Origin of the sequence: Halospina sp. K52047b (assembly GCF_008709855.1) — a bacterium.
GTDB lineage: Bacteria > Pseudomonadota > Gammaproteobacteria > Pseudomonadales > Oleiphilaceae > Halospina > Halospina utahensis_B.
Map to the genome: position 1 here is coordinate 50,365 of NZ_VYJH01000015.1, position 18,531 is coordinate 68,895.

General features: G+C 61.5%; 18 protein-coding genes. 5 read left to right on the top strand and 13 right to left on the bottom strand.

Features of this window, described 5'->3' with window-relative positions:
- Positions 1-55: 55 nt before the first annotated feature.
- Positions 56-1,018 (top strand): NAD(P)-dependent alcohol dehydrogenase, encoded by a 963-nt coding sequence (locus F3089_RS14720; protein ID WP_151441548.1) that lies wholly within the window; start codon positions 56-58, stop codon positions 1,016-1,018.
- Positions 1,019-1,024: 6 nt separating this feature from the next.
- Complete coding sequence (locus F3089_RS14725; protein ID WP_151441549.1) at positions 1,025-2,578, top strand: MBL fold metallo-hydrolase; 1,554 nt, start codon at positions 1,025-1,027, stop codon at positions 2,576-2,578.
- A gap of 2 nt (positions 2,579-2,580) precedes the next feature.
- On the opposite strand, the gene F3089_RS14730 is transcribed toward F3089_RS14725, so the two are convergent.
- The 3 genes from F3089_RS14730 to F3089_RS14740 are packed head-to-tail and all read right to left on the bottom strand — an operon-like array spanning position 2,581 to position 5,132.
- Positions 2,581-3,642 carry a GGDEF domain-containing protein gene (locus tag F3089_RS14730; RefSeq protein WP_151441550.1) on the bottom strand — a complete coding sequence of 354 codons (1,062 nt, stop codon included), beginning with the start codon at positions 3,640-3,642 and terminating at the stop codon, positions 2,581-2,583.
- A gap of 12 nt (positions 3,643-3,654) precedes the next feature.
- The gene (locus F3089_RS14735) at positions 3,655-4,269 is read right to left on the bottom strand and encodes a gamma-glutamylcyclotransferase (protein ID WP_151441551.1); all 615 of its coding nucleotides are present in this window, start codon (positions 4,267-4,269) and stop codon (positions 3,655-3,657) included.
- A 26-nt stretch (positions 4,270-4,295) separates the two neighbouring features.
- Complete coding sequence (locus F3089_RS14740) at positions 4,296-5,132, bottom strand: DUF2846 domain-containing protein (protein ID WP_151441552.1); 837 nt, start codon at positions 5,130-5,132, stop codon at positions 4,296-4,298.
- Positions 5,133-5,352: 220 nt separating this feature from the next.
- Between F3089_RS14740 and F3089_RS14745 the strand changes: the two genes are divergently transcribed.
- A complete protein-coding gene (locus tag F3089_RS14745) occupies positions 5,353-6,477 on the top strand; it encodes an efflux RND transporter periplasmic adaptor subunit (protein ID WP_192497404.1) in 1,125 nt (374 codons plus the stop codon).
- Positions 6,470-9,502 (top strand): efflux RND transporter permease subunit, encoded by a 3,033-nt coding sequence (locus tag F3089_RS14750; RefSeq protein ID WP_225741784.1) that lies wholly within the window; start codon positions 6,470-6,472, stop codon positions 9,500-9,502. The genes F3089_RS14745 and F3089_RS14750 overlap by 8 nt, the downstream gene beginning before the upstream one ends.
- A 61-nt stretch (positions 9,503-9,563) precedes the next feature.
- On the opposite strand, the gene proX is transcribed toward F3089_RS14750, so the two are convergent.
- From proX to F3089_RS14765, 3 genes are all read right to left on the bottom strand, one after another.
- Positions 9,564-10,592: a glycine betaine/L-proline ABC transporter substrate-binding protein ProX gene (gene proX, locus F3089_RS14755; protein ID WP_192497405.1), complete on the bottom strand. Its 1,029-nt coding sequence runs from the start codon at positions 10,590-10,592 to the stop codon at positions 9,564-9,566.
- Between the two features lie 95 nt (positions 10,593-10,687).
- Positions 10,688-11,590, bottom strand: a complete 903-nt coding sequence (locus tag F3089_RS14760) for an ABC transporter permease (protein ID WP_151441555.1) — start codon at positions 11,588-11,590, stop codon at positions 10,688-10,690.
- 10 nt (positions 11,591-11,600) lie between these two features.
- Complete coding sequence (locus tag F3089_RS14765; RefSeq protein WP_151441556.1) at positions 11,601-12,833, bottom strand: quaternary amine ABC transporter ATP-binding protein; 1,233 nt, start codon at positions 12,831-12,833, stop codon at positions 11,601-11,603.
- 130 nt (positions 12,834-12,963) lie between these two features.
- Here F3089_RS14765 and F3089_RS14770 point away from each other — a divergent pair, with 130 nt between their 5' ends.
- Positions 12,964-13,626 carry a HEPN domain-containing protein gene (locus F3089_RS14770; RefSeq protein WP_192497406.1) on the top strand — a complete coding sequence of 221 codons (663 nt, stop codon included), beginning with the start codon at positions 12,964-12,966 and terminating at the stop codon, positions 13,624-13,626.
- Here F3089_RS14770 and F3089_RS14775 read toward each other — a convergent pair.
- From F3089_RS14775 to F3089_RS14805, 7 genes are all read right to left on the bottom strand, one after another.
- Entirely contained in the window at positions 13,615-14,250 is a 636-nt protein-coding gene (locus F3089_RS14775; protein WP_151441557.1) for a uracil-DNA glycosylase family protein, read from the bottom strand. The two genes, F3089_RS14770 and F3089_RS14775, sit on opposite strands and share 12 nt — an antisense overlap.
- Positions 14,247-14,927, bottom strand: coding sequence for a hypothetical protein (locus F3089_RS14780; protein ID WP_151441558.1), 681 nt, complete (start codon positions 14,925-14,927; stop codon positions 14,247-14,249). Before F3089_RS14780 ends, F3089_RS14775 begins: the two co-directional genes overlap by 4 nt.
- Before the next feature lie 105 nt (positions 14,928-15,032).
- Positions 15,033-15,296, bottom strand: coding sequence for a Txe/YoeB family addiction module toxin (locus tag F3089_RS14785; RefSeq protein ID WP_151441559.1), 264 nt, complete (start codon positions 15,294-15,296; stop codon positions 15,033-15,035).
- A complete protein-coding gene (locus F3089_RS14790) occupies positions 15,293-15,535 on the bottom strand; it encodes a type II toxin-antitoxin system Phd/YefM family antitoxin (protein ID WP_151441560.1) in 243 nt (80 codons plus the stop codon). The genes F3089_RS14785 and F3089_RS14790 overlap by 4 nt, the downstream gene beginning before the upstream one ends.
- Before the next feature lie 198 nt (positions 15,536-15,733).
- Positions 15,734-16,084 carry a hypothetical protein gene (locus F3089_RS14795; protein ID WP_151441561.1) on the bottom strand — a complete coding sequence of 117 codons (351 nt, stop codon included), beginning with the start codon at positions 16,082-16,084 and terminating at the stop codon, positions 15,734-15,736.
- Positions 16,081-16,551 carry a hypothetical protein gene (locus tag F3089_RS14800; RefSeq protein WP_151441562.1) on the bottom strand — a complete coding sequence of 157 codons (471 nt, stop codon included), beginning with the start codon at positions 16,549-16,551 and terminating at the stop codon, positions 16,081-16,083. Before F3089_RS14800 ends, F3089_RS14795 begins: the two co-directional genes overlap by 4 nt.
- Before the next feature lie 610 nt (positions 16,552-17,161).
- Complete coding sequence (locus F3089_RS14805) at positions 17,162-17,854, bottom strand: hypothetical protein (RefSeq protein ID WP_151441563.1); 693 nt, start codon at positions 17,852-17,854, stop codon at positions 17,162-17,164.
- Positions 17,855-18,531 lie beyond the last annotated feature (677 nt).

The window sequence follows — 18,531 nt, forward strand, 5'->3', positions numbered from 1 at the left end:
GGCTGGTGACTACACTGACGCAAAGTCCGTGTCGCTGGTCAGGGAGCATCCCGCAATGAAAGCCATCATCTATCGGGCCTGTGGCCAACCCAATGTTCTGGAATGGGTGGATGACTGGCCGGAACCCGCTGTTGGTCCCGGCCAGGTCCAGGTGCGTGTCCGGGCCGGTGCGTTGAACCCCAAGGACGTGCTGCTGCGCAAGGGAATGTTCCGTTCCTTTCTGCGTTTTCTTGACCGTGAACCCTTGCCGCGGGTTAGTGGTCTGGATATGGCCGGGGAGATTACCCAGGTCGGTGACCGGGTCCGAAGCCTGGAGGTGGGGCAGCCGGTATTCGGTATGAGCAACCGTTTCCATGGTGGCGTCCATGCTGAGTACGCGGTGCTGGAGGCGGATGAGGTGGCTCCCTGTCCAGAGGGGCTGTCCTTTGCCGAGGCCTCGGCCATTCCTCTGGCCGGCCTCACCGCCCTGCAGGCGCTGCGCGACTGTGCCGGTGTCCAGCCAGGGCAGCGGGTTCTGATCAATGGCGCCAGCGGTGGCGTTGGCCACTTCGCGGTGCAGATTGCCCGCAATCTCGGTTGCCATGTCACCGCCGTGTGCAGTGAGCGTAACCTGAAGTTCGTGAGTGATCTGGGGGCGAACGAGGCTGTGGACTACCAGCAGACATCGGCCCCCGCCATTCCCGGCCCCTTTGATGCGGTGTTCGATGTCTTCGGCAATTACCGGGTCGGTGACTTCAGCGACACGCTGGTGCGGGGCGGGCGCTATGTGAACACCATTCCCAGCGGTCACAGCCTGCCTGCAGAAGGGTTGGCCCGGCTGGGTCTCCAGAAGCGCAACCGGCTTGTGATCGTGCACTCCAATCGCGCGGACCTGGACGTGCTGCGCCAGTGGGTGAATGAGGGTCGGCTCAGGGTGCACGTGGACGAGATTTATCCCTTCTATCATGCCGAGGATGCCCACCGTCACATTGAAACCCGGCATACCCGGGGCAAGGTAGCGATGGAGGCGACCTGCTGAGTGGCCATGACTGAGATACGTGAAGCAGCGACCCTGGTGCTGGCGCGTGATGGCGCCGGTGGCCCGGAGGTACTGCTGTTGCGTCGTACCAGGGACGCGGTCTTCCTGCCGGGGTTCGATGTGTTTCCGGGCGGGGCGGTCAGTGATCTGGATGGGGCCTTAGTGGATCGCACCACAGCGCTCAGGGAGTGCTTTGAGGAAGCGGGCGTTCTGGTGGTCCGGGACGATGCCGGAGGGCTGACCACGCATACAGTGCCGGAGCTCGATGAACGGCGGCGGCTGGATGCCGGCGAGCAGTCGCTGGCCGATTACTGCGGGCGCGCCGGGCTGACGCCCGCCGCTGATGGACTCTTCTATCTGGGGCGTTGGATCACGCCCCCAGGGCCCCCGCGGCGTTTTGATACCCGCTTTTTCCTGGCGCCAGTGCCGGCGGGACAGACCGCCTGGCCGGATGGTACGGAAACCACCGAGGCCTTCTGGCTGACACCGGAGCAGGCTCTGGAGGAGCATGGCCGTGGTGAGCGCCTGCTGGTGCCTCCGACACTGGGCACGCTGAGGCAGATCCGGGGATTCCGGAGCGTCGCCGATCTGGTTGCATCAATGGCGTATCTGGTTCCCTATGAAGCGCCGGCAGAGGACTGGCCGATCCGCAATAGCAGCCTGGCTGCCGGAGCGGCAGGATACGACGAGGCCCGTTTCCTGGACCCCGCAGCCGGTGGGCACACGACCGGACGCATCGAACCGGGCGAGGCGGTTGCGATCACTCCGGCCATCACCCGCCTGACTGCTCCCAACCCGGGTGTCATGACAGGGCCGGGCACGAACACCTACATCCTGCGTACGGACGAGGAGAGGCTGGTGGTGGATCCGGGGCCGGATGATGGCGCTCATGTTGAGGCCATCCTCGCTGCCACCGGGGGGCGTATCGACCGCATACTGCTCACCCACACGCATCTGGATCACACACCGGCCAGCCATCGGCTGCGCGAACGCACTGGCGCCCGGCTGGTGTTCCGGCGCCCTGCAGGAGGCCTGGCGCATCACGACTACGATCTTGCGCCGGATCATGAGCCAGCAGACGGGGATTACCTGGTACCGGGGCTGAGGGTGCTGAGTACACCCGGGCATGCTGCTAATCATCTGGCGTTCCTGTGGGAACCGGATGGGCTACTGCTGGCCGGGGATCTGGTGATGCAGTCCTCCACAGTGGTCATTGACCCGCCGGACGGGCATCTGGGGGATTATCTGGCCACGCTGCGGCGTCTTCTGGATGAGCCGGTGGCGTATCTGCTGCCGGGGCATGGCCAGCTGATGGCCGATCCCTGGGCGGTGTTCGATTATCTGATCACCCACCGCCATCGCCGCGAGCACAAGGTTCTGGACTGCCTGGCCGAGGCGCCGGAAGGTATTGAGACGGAAGCATTGCTGCCCCGGGTCTATGACGACGTGCCGGCGGCTATCCATCCGGTGGCTGCGCGCTCACTGGAAGCCCACCTGGAGAAACTGGTGGATGAGGGGCGGGTTCAGCGCTCGGGATACGGGGTCCGGCTCGTGAGCTGAGATCAGCCGGCGGGCTGTTCACGGTCGCTCGCGATTATGACACAGTCACGGCCTCTCTCCTTGGCCTGATAGAGCGCATCATCCGCACGCTTCAGCCAGTCCTCCCAGCTTTCATCCGCTCCCAGGTGAGCCGCGCCAAAGGAGGCGGTGACGGGGCCATCGGGACTTCTCAGGGTGGACCGGATCTTCTGGCGCAGGCCCTGGACCACGGCGCTCATGCCGTCAGAGTCCACGCCCGGCATGAGCAGCACGAATTCTTCGCCGCCAAAGCGGAACAGCTGATCGCTCTGGCGGGTATTGCGTTCCACCATCCTGGCCAGGTTGACCAGGATCTCGTCACCCAGGCCATGGCCGTGCTTGTCGTTGATGGCCTTGAAGTGGTCCAGGTCCAGCATGACCAGGGCATATGGGGTTTCGGTGCGGCTGGCGGTGGAGGCGGCCAGCTGCAGGGCATCGTCCATGGAGCGGCGGTTGCGTATGCCGGTGAGCGGGTCGCGGCGGGCCAGAACGGCCATTTCCTTGCGTTGCTGCTGGTTACGGATCGCGAAGATGAAGGCGCAGGCGCTGACCACCGTGGCCGTGGCAAAGTAGGCCCACAGGCTCTCTCCCGAGGGCAGGGAGGTGCCATGGATGATGATGGCCACGACCATGGCGGTATTGAGACTGATGGCGATGATCGGCCGTGTAAGGAAGAAGCTGGCCACCAGTATAGGGTAGCTCCAGAGGTGCCCCACTTCCGGCAGAATGGAGCCGATGACCGCCCCCGCAACACAGCAGAAGACCGCCAGCGCGAACCCCGTCCTCTCCGTATCGCCGGACAGCCACGCATAGATCACGCTGCTGAGGATGCCGAAGGAAATCAGTGAATCGGCAGCGCCGGCGAGGTAATTGGTTTCCAGGAACCGGTAGACGCCAAAAGGAATAATGCCGAACAGGGCGGCCGCGCCCAGCAGCGTAATGATCGAGAGCTGGAAATCAGTGCGCAGTCGCCTTGTGGCAACGGCAAGCGCGGGTTCGGCTAGGCTCGCGTCCCTGACGGGTCTGTTCTTGTCATTATCGGACACGTGATTGACTCATCAGGTCTCAGGGGACTGGCTGTAACTATAGGTGGGTTTATTGTCCCCATCAAGGACAGTCCTGAGATGGCGTTCAATCGCATACACATGCGGATCATCCACGCCCATCGCCCGCAGCGCTTCCGCCAGTTCGAGCACATAGTCGCTGTTGGGTCCGCTGGGCCCTTCGGAAGCGGCTACGTGCCGTGCAATGGCGGCTTCTGTAGCCGGCCCCAGCCAGGCAGCATTGTCTTCGGTGGCGATGTAGACAAGGCCCTCCGCGTCGCTGCCATCGTCCAGCCTGAGAGAGCGGATCAGGCGCAGATAGCCATTTTTCTCGCGTACATCCAGCTGTTCAAAAACATCCGGTGTCACCCGGTATGCCAGGCCAGTGCAGCAGGCCTGGGCATCGGCAATCAGGGTTGCGACGCGCCCAGGGCTGTCGGGGGTGCCGCGGTGGTCGTGGGAGCCCTGCCAGAAACGTCGCTTCCAGCCCTGGATGGTGGCCGGCCGCGTCTCGATATAGTCAAAGCCCGCCTTGTAGATCAGTGACCCGTACCCGAAAAGCCATACGGGGCGGCCGTCCTGCGGAAGCTGGTCTGTGTTGCGGTTAAGGGATATCGTGTTGGCACTCATAACGCCGCCATACTACTGTACGGCGCTCAGAACGGCCACCACCAGTGGCCTTCGCCTTCCTGTGCGGCCAGCCTCTGCTGCCGTTCCCTTTCAAGCTGGCGGAGTTTGCGATCCGTCTCCAGTGGCCGGGAAGGCCCGCCGCCCCAGGGCCAGTACCAGGGAGCGGGCTCGTAATGGCCCTGCTCCTTCATGCGTTCGACCTCCTCTTTACGCTTTTCCATAAGTGCCTTGCGTCGGCGTTGGTAATCCGCCTCGCGGTTGTCCGCCACAATGGAGGTGCCGGCATGGTTGGTGGCGAGCAGCACGCTCTCCATGAAGCGGGTCCGGCGCAGTTCCTTCATGGCGGCTTCCTGCGTAACAAGCCGTGCGGCACCACGGCTCAGGGGATGATCATCGGGCAGGCGCGGGTCCATGGAGTCGGTTTCGCTGACCTCGGAGTAGCGCAGGAAGTAGATCTCGCCCGCCTCCATTGTCAGTTCGGCATCCAGGAGATGGGAGAAGCGGAACCCGATGCCTTCAATCCCGAAGAAGGGGCGGCTCATGTCCAGCTCGCGGGTGCCGGGGAGGATTTCCAGCCAGGTGTAGCCGCCGCTGCGCAGGTTCACGTAGTGGTGGCCGTCCACGTAGAAGCTGGGCGCCATGAGCTCCTGGTCGCCCCACTCCGACTGTGGGCGGTAGACATAGAGCAGGGCGTGGTTGTTGCTGTCCCATTTGTGTTTGGGCACGGGACGGAAGCGCTCACCGTCCACATCCCGCAGGAAGGCGCCGGCATCATGGCCGATGGACTGGTGGACCGTACAGCCGCCAAGGCTGAGCAGGGCGATCAGCAGACAAAGGATGCAGGCGCGGGTGTTCATTCCCATGGCAGTCACTCGTAGTGTCCCAGTTCCGGCCAGCAAGGTTACCACCCACGGCAAGCGTGGATCTGAGAGGTGATGCAAGACTTTGGATTCCAGTGGGGCCCGTCATTCAGGTCAGGGAAATCGCCCGGATAGATAGGGTGCTATGGGTTGCCTTCTGTTAAGCTTTCGCGCGGATCGTTTGCCAAGCGGTACAACAAGAAAACAGCCGGGAAGCCTGACCATGACTGACCAATGGAAACGACCGCGGGTGCTGGTGGCACTGGCGGTCCTCGCCGTGGCCCTGATCATAATGCGTGCCTGGGCCAGCACACAGACCAGCGCGGACGCCAATGACCAACGGTTGCTGCCCGTCAGCACCAGTACGCCCGAGGCCATGGACAGCTTCCCGCAGGTGACCCGCCACACCGGGCTCGTGGAGCCGCGGCGGGCCAGCACCCTGGCTTTCGAGCCGGAAGGGCGGGTTGCCCGCATCGAGGTCCGGGAAGGGGATGCTGTCACCCAGGGGCAGGTGCTCGCGGTTCTGGATGATCGCCGCCTCAGGGCCTCGCTGAAGGAGGTGGAAGGCGAGATCGCCGCCACCCGGGCCAGCCTGGATCTGGCCCGCCAGGAGGAGGAGCGCCAGCGCAACCTCCGCCGTGATGGCGCCAGTACCCAGCGTGATGTGGATCGGGCCGAGGCGGAACGCCGGCGCCTGGAAGGCCAGCTCCAGGGGCTTGAGGGGCGTCGCGACCGGGTTCAGGCCAATCTGGATGACGCCCGCCTCAGGGCGCCGTTCGATGGCGTTGTGGCCCGCCGGATGGTGGATCAGGGCGATCTGGTCTCGACCGGAACGTCGGCTTTCCGGGTGCTGGACCCCGAAAGCCTGGAGGCCCGCATTGGTATGCCGGCAGGTACGGCAGCGGCCTACAGCAGCGGTGACCGTGTCTCGCTGAGGGTGGGTGACCAATCGCTGGAAGGTACCGTGATCGAGCGGCTTCCGGAGCTGGATCCGGCGAGGCGCACACGCACCCTGCGCGTGGCACTGGATGCTGGCGCCCCGGTTGTTCCGGGGCAGATCGCCCATCTACGCCATGCCACCGAGGTGTCGCAAAGCGGCCATGTCCTGCCTGAGTCCGCGCTGACCCGGGCCCGTTCCGGCCTCTGGGCCGTACTGGTCCTGGAACCGGATGGGGAGGAAGCGCACCGGATCAGGCGCGTGAACGTGGAATGGCTCTACAGCCACGATGGGCGGGTTCTGGTCCGCGGCCCACTCGAAGCGGGCATGGACGTGATCGATGGCGGCACCCACCGGGTTGTGCCGGGCCAGCGTGTGCGCATTGCGGAAGAGGGTGGCGACGGTGATTGAACGGCTGCTGTTCAACCGCCGCCTGCTGGTGATGGCGGTGGGGCTGTTGATTGTCTCGGGGCTGGCGGCCATCCAGACCCTGCCACGCCTCGAGGATCCACGCATCACGGCGCGCAATGCACGGGTGCTCACCACCTTCCCGGGAGCGGACCCGAAACAGGTCGAGGCGCTGGTCACGCAGACGCTTGAAGACGAGATCCGTACCCTCAAGGAGGTCAAGGTGCTCTCGTCCGCCTCCCGACAGGGGGTCTCCAGCATCGCGATTGAGCTCCTCGAGGAGGTGACGGAGGTCGAACCCGTCTGGAGCCGGGTGCGGGACAAGCTGGCGGATGCCCGTCCGGACCTGCCGGACCAGGCATCACGCCCGCGTCTGATTGATGACCGCTTCTACGCCTTCTCCATGGTGATCGCGTTGACACGTGAGGATCCGGGCATCAGCCACAACGCCCTGGGGCGCCACGCGGAGCGCCTGGAGGAGCGGTTCCGGGCCATGCCGAGCACCGACTACACCAACCTGTTCGGTCGCGCCGCCGAGGTGATCCGCCTGCACGCGGATCCGGCCGAGCTGGCGCAGCTTGGACTGTCCGCCGAGGACATGGCGCGGCGGGTGGCCGGCTCCGATGCCCGTCGTCCCGCGGGTGTTCTGGACAACGGCGAGTCGCGCCGGGCGGTGACGCTGCGGGGGGATTTCGCGGATCTGGAGCGGGTCCGGGATGTCACCATCAGCATCGACGAGGGCCAGCGCCTGAAAGTGGGCGACCTGGCGGACGTGGAGCGGGGCGTGGCCGACCCGCCGGAACAGCACGCGCTGCTCAATGGCGAGGAAACCATCCTGGTGGGCGCCCGCATGGCCGGTGGTGGCCGTATCGACAGCTGGTCGCAGCAGGCCAGGAGCGTCCTGGATGAGATGCGGGCGGAACTGCCGGACGGGATCGAGACCCGGGTTCTTTTCGACCAGAGCCTCTATACCCAGGAGCGGCTGGAAGGCGTTGTCGGCAGCCTCCTGATGGGGCTGGTCATCGTTGTGGCCCTGCTGTTCCTGACCCTGGGGTGGCGCGGGGCGGCCGCCGTGGGGCTGGCCATTCCCGCGACCATGCTGCTGGTGCTGAGCCTGTTCCGGGTCTTCGGAGTCAATATCCACCAGATCAGCATAACGGGCATTATCGTGGCGATCGGGTTGATCGTGGACAACGCCATTGTGGTGACCAACGCCCTGCGTGAGCGCCTTGGCCAGGGGGATTCCCACACTGAGGCCGTCCGCTGGACGCTGCGCCACTTCGCTGGTCCGCTGTTGGCTAGCACGCTCACCACCATCCTGGCGTTCATGCCGATTGTGCTTATGCCTGGCGGAGCGGGCGAGTTCGTGGGGCCGCTGGCCATTGCGGTGATCCTGGCGCTGATCAGCTCCTACCTGGTGGCGCTGCTGGTGATTCCTGCCATGAGCCCGCTGCTTCTGACCGGGCTGACATCGGTCTCCGCCTCGGGGCCCGGGCCGGCCATGCGTTGGCTGCGTTCCTTCATCGGGATCACGCTGCGGCGCCCGGTCATCGCCATCGGCCTGACACTGCTGCTGCCCATCAGCGGCGCCGTGATACTGCCGATGCTGCCGATCAGCTTCTTTCCAGCGGCGGACCGGGACCAGTTCCATATCCAGGTCCGCCTTGAACCCGGCGCCTCGGTGGATCGCGCCCGGAACGTCGCGCAGCGTATGACCCCGGTCATCCGGGATGTTGAAGGGGTGCAGGACGTCTGGATGGTCGCGGGCGGCAACGCGCCCAAGGTCTATTACAACCTGGTGGGGCGTGAGGACAGCAATCCCGCCTTTATCCAGGCCATTGTGGATACTGCCGGGGCAGAGCGGACGATCCCGGCGATCCGGACGCTGCAGAAACGGCTTGATGAGGCCTTCCCTGACGCCCAGACGCTGGTGCGGCGTTATGAACAGGGCCCGCCGGTGGCGGCACCCCTGGAGTTGCGCCTCTATGGCCCGGAACTGCCGGTGCTGGCGGATCTGGGCGAGCGCATCGCCGGTTTCATGCACGCTCTGCCGGAAGTGACCCATGTGCATACCCTGGTCAACCGGGACCAGCCCCGGATTGAGCTGACCCCGGACCAGGAGGAGATCGCGGCGCTGGGACTGGACGCGGAGCGGGTGGCTGGCCAGCTCAACGCCCTTCTCAGCGGGCGTGATGGTGGCTTCATGCTGGAGGAAACGGAACAGATGCCGGTCCAGGTGCGCTACCCGGAGCCCTGGCGCAGTCAGAGCAGTATGCTCGGCAGTGCCCTGATCCGTGGCGGCGAGGGCCGGGGTGGTATCCCGGTGTCGGCCCTGGCGGAGCAGGAGCTGACGCCGTCCTGGCGGCGCATCCAGCGCCGCCAGGGCGAGCGGGTCCAGCTGGTCCGTGGGTACCTTAAGGTTGGGGAACTGGCGCCCACGGTGATGCGGCGCCTTAAAGGCAAACTGGAGGCGGAACTGGATCTGCCTCCCGGGTACCGGCTGGAAACCGGTGGTGAGGCCGAGGAGCGCAACGAGGCCGTCACCCGGCTTCTGAGCTCCGTCGCCATCCTTGTGTTGATGATGGTCGCGGCGGTGGCCCTGACCTTCAATTCTTTCCGGCGGGCGGGGATTGTCTTCTTCAGCGGCGCTCAGGCCTTCGGCCTGGGCCTGCTGGCTCTCGCCCTGGCCGGGCACCCCTTCGGTTTCATCATCATCGTGGGGATCATGGGACTGGTGGGAGTGGCCATCAACGCCACCATCATCATGATCGCCGCCCTGGACGACGATGACCACGCGCGGGACGGTGATGCCGCTGCCATGGTCGACGTGATCACAGGGCCCACGTTCCGCCACATCGGCTCCACCACCATGACCACCTTCGGTGGCCTGGTGCCACTCATGGTCGCGGGCGGAACCCTGTGGCCGCCGTTTGCCCAGACCTTTGGCGTGGGGCTGCTGCTGGCGACGGTGATCGCCCTGGTGGTGACACCGGCCGCCTACCGGCTGGCCTGCACGCCGGCCCGGTAAACGGGCACAAAAAAGGGGGCTCCGCAGAGCCCCCTTCTGATCCCGATGGACCGATGCTTGCTTACTTGGCCGCTTTGCGGGCAGCTTTCAGCCACTTATCGACCATTTTGCGGTTCTCATCGATCCACTCAGCAGCGAGGGGCCGGACTTCGTCGTCGTCCAGGTCCTGCTCGCTCATCTTGGCGTCAACCTGACTGATCCACTTCAGCGGCACTTCCGCCTGACGGAACAGCTCTGCGGCTGCCGGGTTCTCCTTGAGGAAGTTGTTGTTGGCGGCAACCTGGATGTCAGCCGCAACGAAGCCCATCTGGATGGGATCGGTTACGGCACCGGTGATGCCGGACGCTTTTTCATTCTCGCTCTCGACGATGCCGGGCGCGTTGACCCACATGACGTCCTCACCCGGTACCAGCTTGAGGATCCAGGCGCTGGGGCCCCAGGTCATGTACAGGGTCGGGTTGCCCTGCTCGATCTGGGACATGGCTTCCGTGAAGTTCGCGGAATAGCCGGCATCCACGTGGTCGATGCGGTCGCCCAGCTCGAACTTGTCGATCATGGCGTTGATGCCTTCGTGGCAGCCCCAGCCGGGCGGGCAGCCGTAGAGCTCGGCCTTGCCGTCATTGTCGTGATCAAAGGCATTGCGGATCTCTTCGTTGTTCACGATGTCCATGATGCCTTTGATGTCGTACTTCTCAACGGCTTCCTTGTTCACCAGGTAGCCCTGGATACCGCAGCCCTTGCACAGCGGATCAAAGATCGTGCCCTTGTCATCCCAGTTGTCCGGCAGCTGCGGGTTGTGCAGCGGGAACCAGCCATTGGGCCAGTAGTCCACGTCGCCCTCGCTCATGGCCAGGTAGGCCACCGGGTTCTGAAGGGAGATCGGATCCTGGACGTCGTAGCCCAGCTCGGTCAGCAGTTCCGCATAGACCCAGCTCACCGGAACGGCGGAGGTCCATGTAGCCACAGCCGGCTGGACGCTTACGCCCTCACCGGGCATGGACTTGTGGTCGTCGGCCTGGGCACTGAGCGCCAGAGAGCCCACCAGGGCCAGCGCCAGCGCTTTCAGCGAAATGGATTTCAGGCGTTTCATAATACGTTCCTCCGTATTGCTCTTATTTAACTCACATCGTTGTGAGCTGTGTCGTCCCACGGATGCCGGCGGCATCCGCGCTTCACAGACTGTTATCAGTCGTCTTTACTGGCCCGGCTGCCCGGCGCCTTCTCACCCAGACCCTGGGTGATGCGGTCGAGCACCATGGCCAGCAGCACAATCCCCAGCCCGCCAACAAAGGCCTGGCCGATATCAAGCCGGTTCAGCCCCTGGAACACCAGCAGGCCGAGGCCACCGGCGCCGATGATGGCCGCGATTACCACCATCGACAGCGCCAGCATGATGGTCTGGTTCAGGCCCGCCATGATGGTGGGCATGGCCAGCGGCACCTGCACCTTCCACAGGATCTGCCGTGGCGTGGAGCCGAAGGCGGTCGCCGCTTCCGTGTACTGACCGGGTACCTGACGGATGCCCAGGTTGGTCAGGCGGATGGTTGGCGGCATGGCGAAGATGATGGTGGCCACCAGCCCCGGCACGTTGCCGATGCTGAACAGCATGACGGCCGGCACCAGGTAAACGAAGGGGGGTGTGGTCTGCATGATGTCCAGTATCGGCCGCACCAGGGTGTAGGTCATGTCCTTGCGCGAGCACAGGATGCCTATGGGCACCCCGATGATCAGGCAGAACAGCACCGAGGTGATCACCAGCGAAAGGGTGGTCATCAGCTCTTCCCAGACGCCCATGAAGCCGATGAAGGCGAAGGCGATCACGGCGAACACACCCACTTTCCAGGAAGCGGCGCGCCAGGCAATGACAAACAGCCCGGCCAGTACCGCCAGCGGCGGCGTGGAGGTAAGCACCCACTGGACCCACTCCATCACAGTCTTGACCGGCGGGCTCACCCAGGTCCGGAAGAAGTCACGGAAAGTAGCCACCAGCCAGTCGACGAACTGGGTTACCCAGTCATCAATAGGCATGTCGATCAGCTCAAACGGGTTGCCCAGGGAACCGCCGAGCATCGGGATCAGATCATTCATGATGTAAGCCTCAGTCGTCCTGTGCGTAACCGTGTTTCTCGAGAATACCGTGGATCAGCTCCGGTTCGTCGATGATGCCCTTCAGGCGCCCTTCGGCGTCCTGGACAATGACCGGAAGTTCCGAGTAGGCACGCCCGCGCAGCACCCGTTTGAGAATGGTGTCCGTGGTGCAGTGGACGGCGGCGTCCGTGTGGCGCTCGGGAGCGCCGCCGGTTTCGGTAACTTTCTCCTCGAGCTCATGGAGCGCCACGTCATTACCCTCAAAGCGCATCTTCGCCAGATGGCCATTGGCGTCCACGTGGAACTCGACATCGGTGTAACCGGTACGGTTCCAGATCTGGTTGCCGGCTTCTTCGCCCACTCTGTTGAAGTAGCGGTCGCTGAACGGCAGGGCGACGGTTTCCGCCGTGATGACGCCGGTCGGGTCGGCATGCTCGACAAACTTGGCCACGTACTCGGTTTTCGGGTTGACCAGAATCTCTTCCGGATTACCGACCTGCACGATTTTGCCCGCATCCATGATGGCGATGTGATCGCCGATGCGCATGGCCTCGTCCAGGTCGTGGGTGATGAACAGAATGGTGCGGCCCAGTTCCTGCTGGATGCGAATCAGCTCATCCTGCATCTGGACCTTGATCAGCGGGTCCAGCGCGGAGAAGGGTTCGTCCATCAGCAGGATGTTGGCTTCGGTGGCCACGGCGCGGGCCAGGCCCACGCGCTGCTGCATGCCGCCGGAGAGCTCATCCGGGTAGTGGTTTTCCCAGCCACCCAGTCCGACCATCTCCAGGTACTTCTTTCCCAGTTCCTCGCGCTCGGCCTTATCGCGACCCTGAACCTCGAGTCCGTAAACGACGTTCGAGAGAACGGTCTTATGCGGGAAAAGCGCGAAGTGCTGGAACACCATGCTCAGGTGCTCGGACCGCACGCGCCGGAGCGATGGGCCGTCCAGTGCCGCAATGTCCAGTTCGCCGTGTTGGGGGTCGTCGAGAATGATCTTCCCGAAGGTTGGATCGATGAGACGGTTGATGCAGCGGATGAGTGTGGATTTGCCGCTGCCGGAAAGGCCCATGATGCAGAAGACCTCGCCGGCGCCAACCTCGAAGCTGGCGTTGTTGACGCCTACGACATGCCCGGTCTCGGCCTGGATCTCGTCCTTGGATTTGCCCTGCTCCAGCAGGGGTTTCACGGATTCAGGGTTGGGTCCGAATACTTTGGTGACGCCTTCAGCCCGTATCACTGCAATAATACCCCGTGGTCTGATTGGATATAGATACTAGAAGGCGGTGCGCGGAAGGATTACTGATGCGTAACCGCCCGGTCATGGTGTTAGAACCTATACGTATTGAACTCAGAGGTCAAACAGGAGAGCCCCGGTGCCACAGGATTTTGAATCCCTTAAAGCCCGCCACAGAGGCATTCGCGACAACCTTCCGGACGCCCTGGACCTGCGCGTTCACCGTGCCCTGAGCTGGCTGCAGCGGGCGGAACTGTGTGATGACGAGGATGGCCGGTTCATCTTTCTGTGGATCGCCTTCAACGCCGCCTATGCTCAGGAGATGCGCCTGGAAGAGCCGATGCCGGAGCAGAAGGTGCTGCGCGAGTTCCTTGAGCGGCTGGTGGCGCTGGACGTGGAGAAGCGCCTCTCGGGCGTGGTCTGGACGGCCTTCCCGAACGCCATCCGCATGCTTCTGAACAACCAGTATGTGTTCCAGCCCTACTGGGACTGCCAGAACGGGCGCCGGCCCCGGGGTGAGTGGCAGGGGCTGTTCGAGCGCGCCAAGGTGGCCGCCTCCCGGGCCCTGGGCTCGGATGACACCGCCCGGGTTCTGGGCCTGGTGTTCTCACGGCTCTATACCCTGCGCAACCAGATGATGCACGGCGGCTCCACCTGGAACAGTTCCGTGAACCGGGAGCAGGTGGGAGACGGGGCCAATATACTCGAGCAGCTGGTGCCGGTGATCATCGACATCCTGATGGCGCACCCGGAGGCAGACTGGGGCGAGCCCGGCTACCCGGTGGTGGCCTCAGGCGCCTGACTCCGGCCCGAGCAGACCTTCGATGCGCCGGCGCAGCTCCGGCAGCAGTTCCGCCTCGAACCAGGGGTTCTTGCGGAGCCAGGCATTGTTGCGCCAGGAAGGGTGGGGCATGGGCAGCACCGCCGGCTCGTTGCCTTCGTCGAGGATGGTCCGCCAGTTGGCGACGGTGGCGGTCAGTGTCTTTTCACGGTGACGCTCTGGCAGGTGGTAGCGCTGGGCGTACTGGCCGATCACCAGGATCAGCGAGAGATTGGGCAGGGCATCGAACACGGACTCGTGCCAGGTCTCCGCGCATTCCCGCCGCGGGGGCAGGTCGCCGCCCTTGCTGTCATAGCCGGGGAAGCAGAACCCCATGGGCACGATGGCGAACTGCTCCGGGTCATAGAACCGTTCCTCGGAGACCGCCAGCCACTCCCTGAGCCGTACGCCTGACGGGTCGTAGAACGGCAGGCCCTTCTGGTGGGCCTTGTTGCCCGGAGCCTGGCTGGCGATGCACACCCGTGCGCCGGTGCCCGCCTGCATAACGGGCCTGGGTTCATGGGGCAGAGGAGGGCCGTGCCGAGGGCAGTCCCGGCAGACGCGGCAGTTGCGGATGCGGGGCACCAGAGTGTCGAGATCATTCATTGCGTTGTTTCCGTGGAATCCACAAAAGGCCACCAGCCCGGCAACGGCACCGCGAGCTGCCGGTCCTCGATGCCCAGGATCAGGGGCTCGGGCTGGATGGCCAGTGGCGACAACAGGCGCGCCTTGCTGGTGAAGGTGGTCTGCATCGGCACCTCCAGGGTCTCATCCAGATCGACGGATACCGGCGTCTCCAGCTTCAGGGGAATACGCTGGTTCACCGGGATGTCCGCTTTCACTGGAACATCCACGTCAATGGGCACCCTGCCGCGTATCGGGATCGTCATCCAGGCGCCGAAGATGCTGGCTTCCACCCTGGTGTCCAGATCAAGGGTGGTCTTCACCGGAATCGTCTGGTCCACGCTCACCGTCATCTGTATCGGAACATTGGTGTCCACGCGGGCATTGGCGTTGAACGTGTCGCGAACGGGCACCGAAACCCGCTCATCCAGTGGAACTTCGATCTCAACCGCATTGGTCACCCTGGCCGTCATCCCCTGGGGCATGGTGACCCGGAAGGGCAGACGGTCGGGGAGCTGAACAGTCGGCCCGCCCGTTTCCCCCTGGCTGAAGAGCAGGGCGGGGAGCCACAGGATACCGGAGACAATGATCAGCAGGGTCAGAAGCAGCGTGATCAGGTTGCTGAGCACGAGCATCCGCCAGGTTACGGGCCGGGCCATGTCCACTACCATCCGGGCTGGTGTTTGCAGCCAAGGGTAGCACTGCCGCCGTGGCGGGCGTATGGCCGAAGCGACGCCCGTTTTCAGGGTGGCCGAGATTTCGCGTTATTCGTAGTGGCTCCAGAGCCGGAGAACTTTCACAACCTTCTCATCTTCCAGCACCTGATAAACAAGCCGATGCTGAATATTGATCCGGCGTGAATACGCTCCAGCGAGGTCACCGACCAGCTTCTCGAAGGGAGGAGGTTTCCGGAAAGGGTCCTCTTCAATCAGGTTTAACAACTCCTGGGCTTTCGGCTTCAGGCCACTGGAAGCCAGTTTTCTTGCGTCCTTCTGAGCCTGCTTGGTGTAAACCAACTTCCATGTCACCAGTCCAGTTCCTCCTCGCATTCATCAGTCGGGGTGTCCATACCCTCACGAATGGATTCCCGCATGCCAGGAACCGATAGAAGAAACAGCGTCTCCTGAATCGCGGCCCAGTCCTCTTCGGACACGAGAACCGCATTATTGCGCTTTCCAGTAATCACCACGGGTTGATGCGACTCAGCGGTTTCATCAATCAGGCGATAGAGGTTGCTGCGCGCCTCGGTGGCAGTGATGTCTGACATGACGCACCTCTGATTTGTTTAACCAATGATCAGTTTACGCCTTTTAAAACGTTCGTCAAAACGTACGTCTTTCGCCAGGTTACGGGCCGAGCCATGTCGACTACCATGCGTGCTGGTGTCTGCAGCGAAGGGTAGCATTGGCCTTGCGGTGGGCGTATAGCTGAAATGATGCCTGCTGGTTACTGATTTAGCGAGAGGCTAAACCCCGGGTCTCAGCTGGTACATGACGGTTAAGGGTATCGCCCACATCACGATGAACAAGCCAATGTTGATCTTCAGTTTCTGGCTTACTGAAAAATGGAGAAACTCTTTAGCAACGCTGAATCCAAGCAATAGAGCCGCAAACAAAGCGATCGGCCAATCAAGAACGATCGCGTAATACAGTTCTGAACCCTGCTGTGCCCTGAAAGCTTCAACGGACTCCTGCCAGAACTGCTTGTCCTGTAACGCCAATGCCAGATGCAGGGGAAGAGAGAGGAGCTGCAACACCAGCAAAGTCAGATTCAGAAAGCGCCAGATAATAGGGGTTTGAGCTCTATCGAGGTTCATGCTGGTTCCTCCCGCAAAACACGCTTATGGATCGGGCCGGAAACTGAAACATCTCCCGACAGAACCCCGGTTGCGGGACGCTTGTGCTTGTTGATTAATTCAACATACTCCCCTGAGCCGGTGACGACTCCAAACTTGATGTCAACCTTGCCGTTGCCAAAGCCAAAATAGATGCCGTCGCTTATTCCAAATTCCCCGGTCATCCCGCCCAGGTTCCGCATACCTGTGCCCAGCAATTCCCGGCAGCGATACACTGAATCATGACTGAGCGTGAACCAATCGGTTCCCATGGACGCCACCACATTGGCGGATCCGCCAATCGTTATATTCTCTTCGATAGCATAGAGAACGTCCGGGACGTCCTTGGCTGCTCTGAGCCTGATATAAGCGAAGGTGAGAAAATTAAAGCCGATGTCCGTGAAGGCAAGGCTGCCTCGGGCCGTTGAGAAACCAATCTTGGCCTGCACTGAAATGTCCTTATTTCATTTGTCTTTGAGGGAGTCCCTATGAGCTTTTCCTTGGGAATAAAAGTAAACTTACGCTACCAAAGCGGGTAAGGTGGGCTCAAGTCCGGGAATGACTGAGGTCCCAGAGGCTGCAGAGAGTCAGAGATGATAATCAACGAATCACTGCCGCTCTCAACGCGTGTTGGCTTTGCGTTAGTTAACGCTCGCAGGTGTCTACTGTATCGGGGCTTATTAGTTGACAAGTTCAGCTTTTTTTGTTCATTGTTAATTGGGTCGTTTTGACCAACGCGAATAACAAAATAAGGGGTATTTAGACTTATGCCAGTAAGACACTCTCCGCCAAACGGACCGAGCATCGTGCATAAAGGACGAAAAGGTGGGATAACCGGATGCGGCTCTGATACCAAAAAAAATCCATCCCACTGGACTGATACGGACAGCAAAGTCACATGTGACAAAAATGGATGCAAAAATTAAATTTGGGGTTAGGGCTGAGTTCATCAGTCCTAACTTCACGTAGAATAACATTGAGAACAACAGATGTTTGTTGCGGAGCGAGGAACAAGCGAGGGAGATGTGCATCGTCCCGCTGATTGCCTTGTTAGTTCTTCTATACCAGGAGTCTGTTGATTTCATTGCCAATTTCAAATACTAGTTTGCTCTCTCGACTGAATTCAGACTCCAGAAACTGATATACGGAAGTCGCAGGGAAAAATGTCCCATCATAGGTGAATGAGGGGAAAACGAGCTCTCTCATGGCTGTGGTGGACGGCCTCAAATTGAAGTTGAAGTTGAGGCTTATAATGCTTCGGTGCTTTGAGTAGTTGGCCAGCGCCACCAAGTATTGGTAACCTTGGTGACTAATTAGCTCGTCAAGGCCATCCGTTATTCTCTTATACTGGCGGTTTGCCCCTACCCACTTTCGAACTTTGAGAAGGCTGATATCCCGCTCCGTACTTGCTTGGGATAAGTTTAGGGAATAATAAACTACGTGACCGAGGATATCTGAAATACTGTGCAAGCTTTGAACGCACCCGACAATATGCGCTCTAGCTCGAAATTTATTATCTTCTAATTGTTCTCTGTGGGAGCCACTCCCAGAAAATACCAAGCGAACCAATTCCATGTCCGGGTAGCTGTCGTCCATGTAGCCTTCCATGAAGGTTTTCGCCTCATGGTAGTGATAGCGGGCAAACTCTTGACGCTCAAAAATAGAATTCAAGCAAGGGGAGAGATTAGAGTAGGCCGGCTTACCATGAACGTGCAGCACTTTGTCTTTTAACTCTTTAAGATCCCATTCCAAAACGCGCTCCCGTGGAAGTGCTAGCGCCAAAATTCAGCGACGGCCTTTGCGCAGCGAAGCGGAGAAAAGGTCGTCCGGTGGGGCCTGCTAGGGCCGGAAAAACTGGAATGACTGGTTAGAGGGGTCACCATATGAGGCTTGAAACCCAGATCCCGGAACCGAGCAACCACATTGATATACATGCCCATAACTCTTGCCAGAACGGCGCCTTACCCCACTCGATATTTCCCAACGGCGCAGTTTTGATCCCAAGTGACATATCACGAAGACACAAAATGTGACTGACACTAGAAGACCGACCGCATCGATTCCTGTCAACGCTTGGCGGGCAAGCTCCGGGCTTTCCGGAAAATATTCAAATCGAACGAAGCCGAAACCAGCGATTAAGGCAATCATCACCTTAATGTATAGGTCGTAGTCAGTGTAAACACGCCCGCTGTGGCCACTTGTATCATGGCCTCGATCTGCAGTTGACCTAGCCTGCATTGGGATCAGAAGTCCCCCGAATACCAGCAGAAAAACCAGAGCTATAAGAGGCCAAGAATACGGTTCCATGTCGATGAGATTCTCCCTCTAACTAACGTATAGTTATATCGCTCACCGGTCAGTGAAGACAAACGCATATGGATCGCCACGGACCCCCGAGCCCGAAAGATCGCTCGCGAGTCCTGCCCGCT

Bases quoted from the DNA above. Each gene is read 5' to 3' on its own strand.
- F3089_RS14720 (WP_151441548.1), top strand. From the start codon at position 56: ATGAAAGCCATCATCTATCGGGCCTGTGGCCAACCCAATGTTCTGGAA.
- F3089_RS14725 (WP_151441549.1), top strand. From the start codon at position 1,025: ATGACTGAGATACGTGAAGCAGCGACCCTGGTGCTGGCGCGTGATGGC.
- F3089_RS14735 (WP_151441551.1), bottom strand. From the start codon at position 4,269: ATGAGTGCCAACACGATATCCCTTAACCGCAACACAGACCAGCTTCCG.
- F3089_RS14740 (WP_151441552.1), bottom strand. From the start codon at position 5,132: ATGGGAATGAACACCCGCGCCTGCATCCTTTGTCTGCTGATCGCCCTG.
- F3089_RS14745 (WP_192497404.1), top strand. From the start codon at position 5,353: ATGACTGACCAATGGAAACGACCGCGGGTGCTGGTGGCACTGGCGGTC.
- proX (WP_192497405.1), bottom strand. From the start codon at position 10,592: ATGAAACGCCTGAAATCCATTTCGCTGAAAGCGCTGGCGCTGGCCCTG.
- F3089_RS14760 (WP_151441555.1), bottom strand. From the start codon at position 11,590: ATGAATGATCTGATCCCGATGCTCGGCGGTTCCCTGGGCAACCCGTTT.
- F3089_RS14775 (WP_151441557.1), bottom strand. From the start codon at position 14,250: ATGAATGATCTCGACACTCTGGTGCCCCGCATCCGCAACTGCCGCGTC.
- F3089_RS14780 (WP_151441558.1), bottom strand. From the start codon at position 14,927: ATGGCCCGGCCCGTAACCTGGCGGATGCTCGTGCTCAGCAACCTGATC.
- F3089_RS14790 (WP_151441560.1), bottom strand. From the start codon at position 15,535: ATGTCAGACATCACTGCCACCGAGGCGCGCAGCAACCTCTATCGCCTG.
- F3089_RS14795 (WP_151441561.1), bottom strand. From the start codon at position 16,084: ATGAACCTCGATAGAGCTCAAACCCCTATTATCTGGCGCTTTCTGAAT.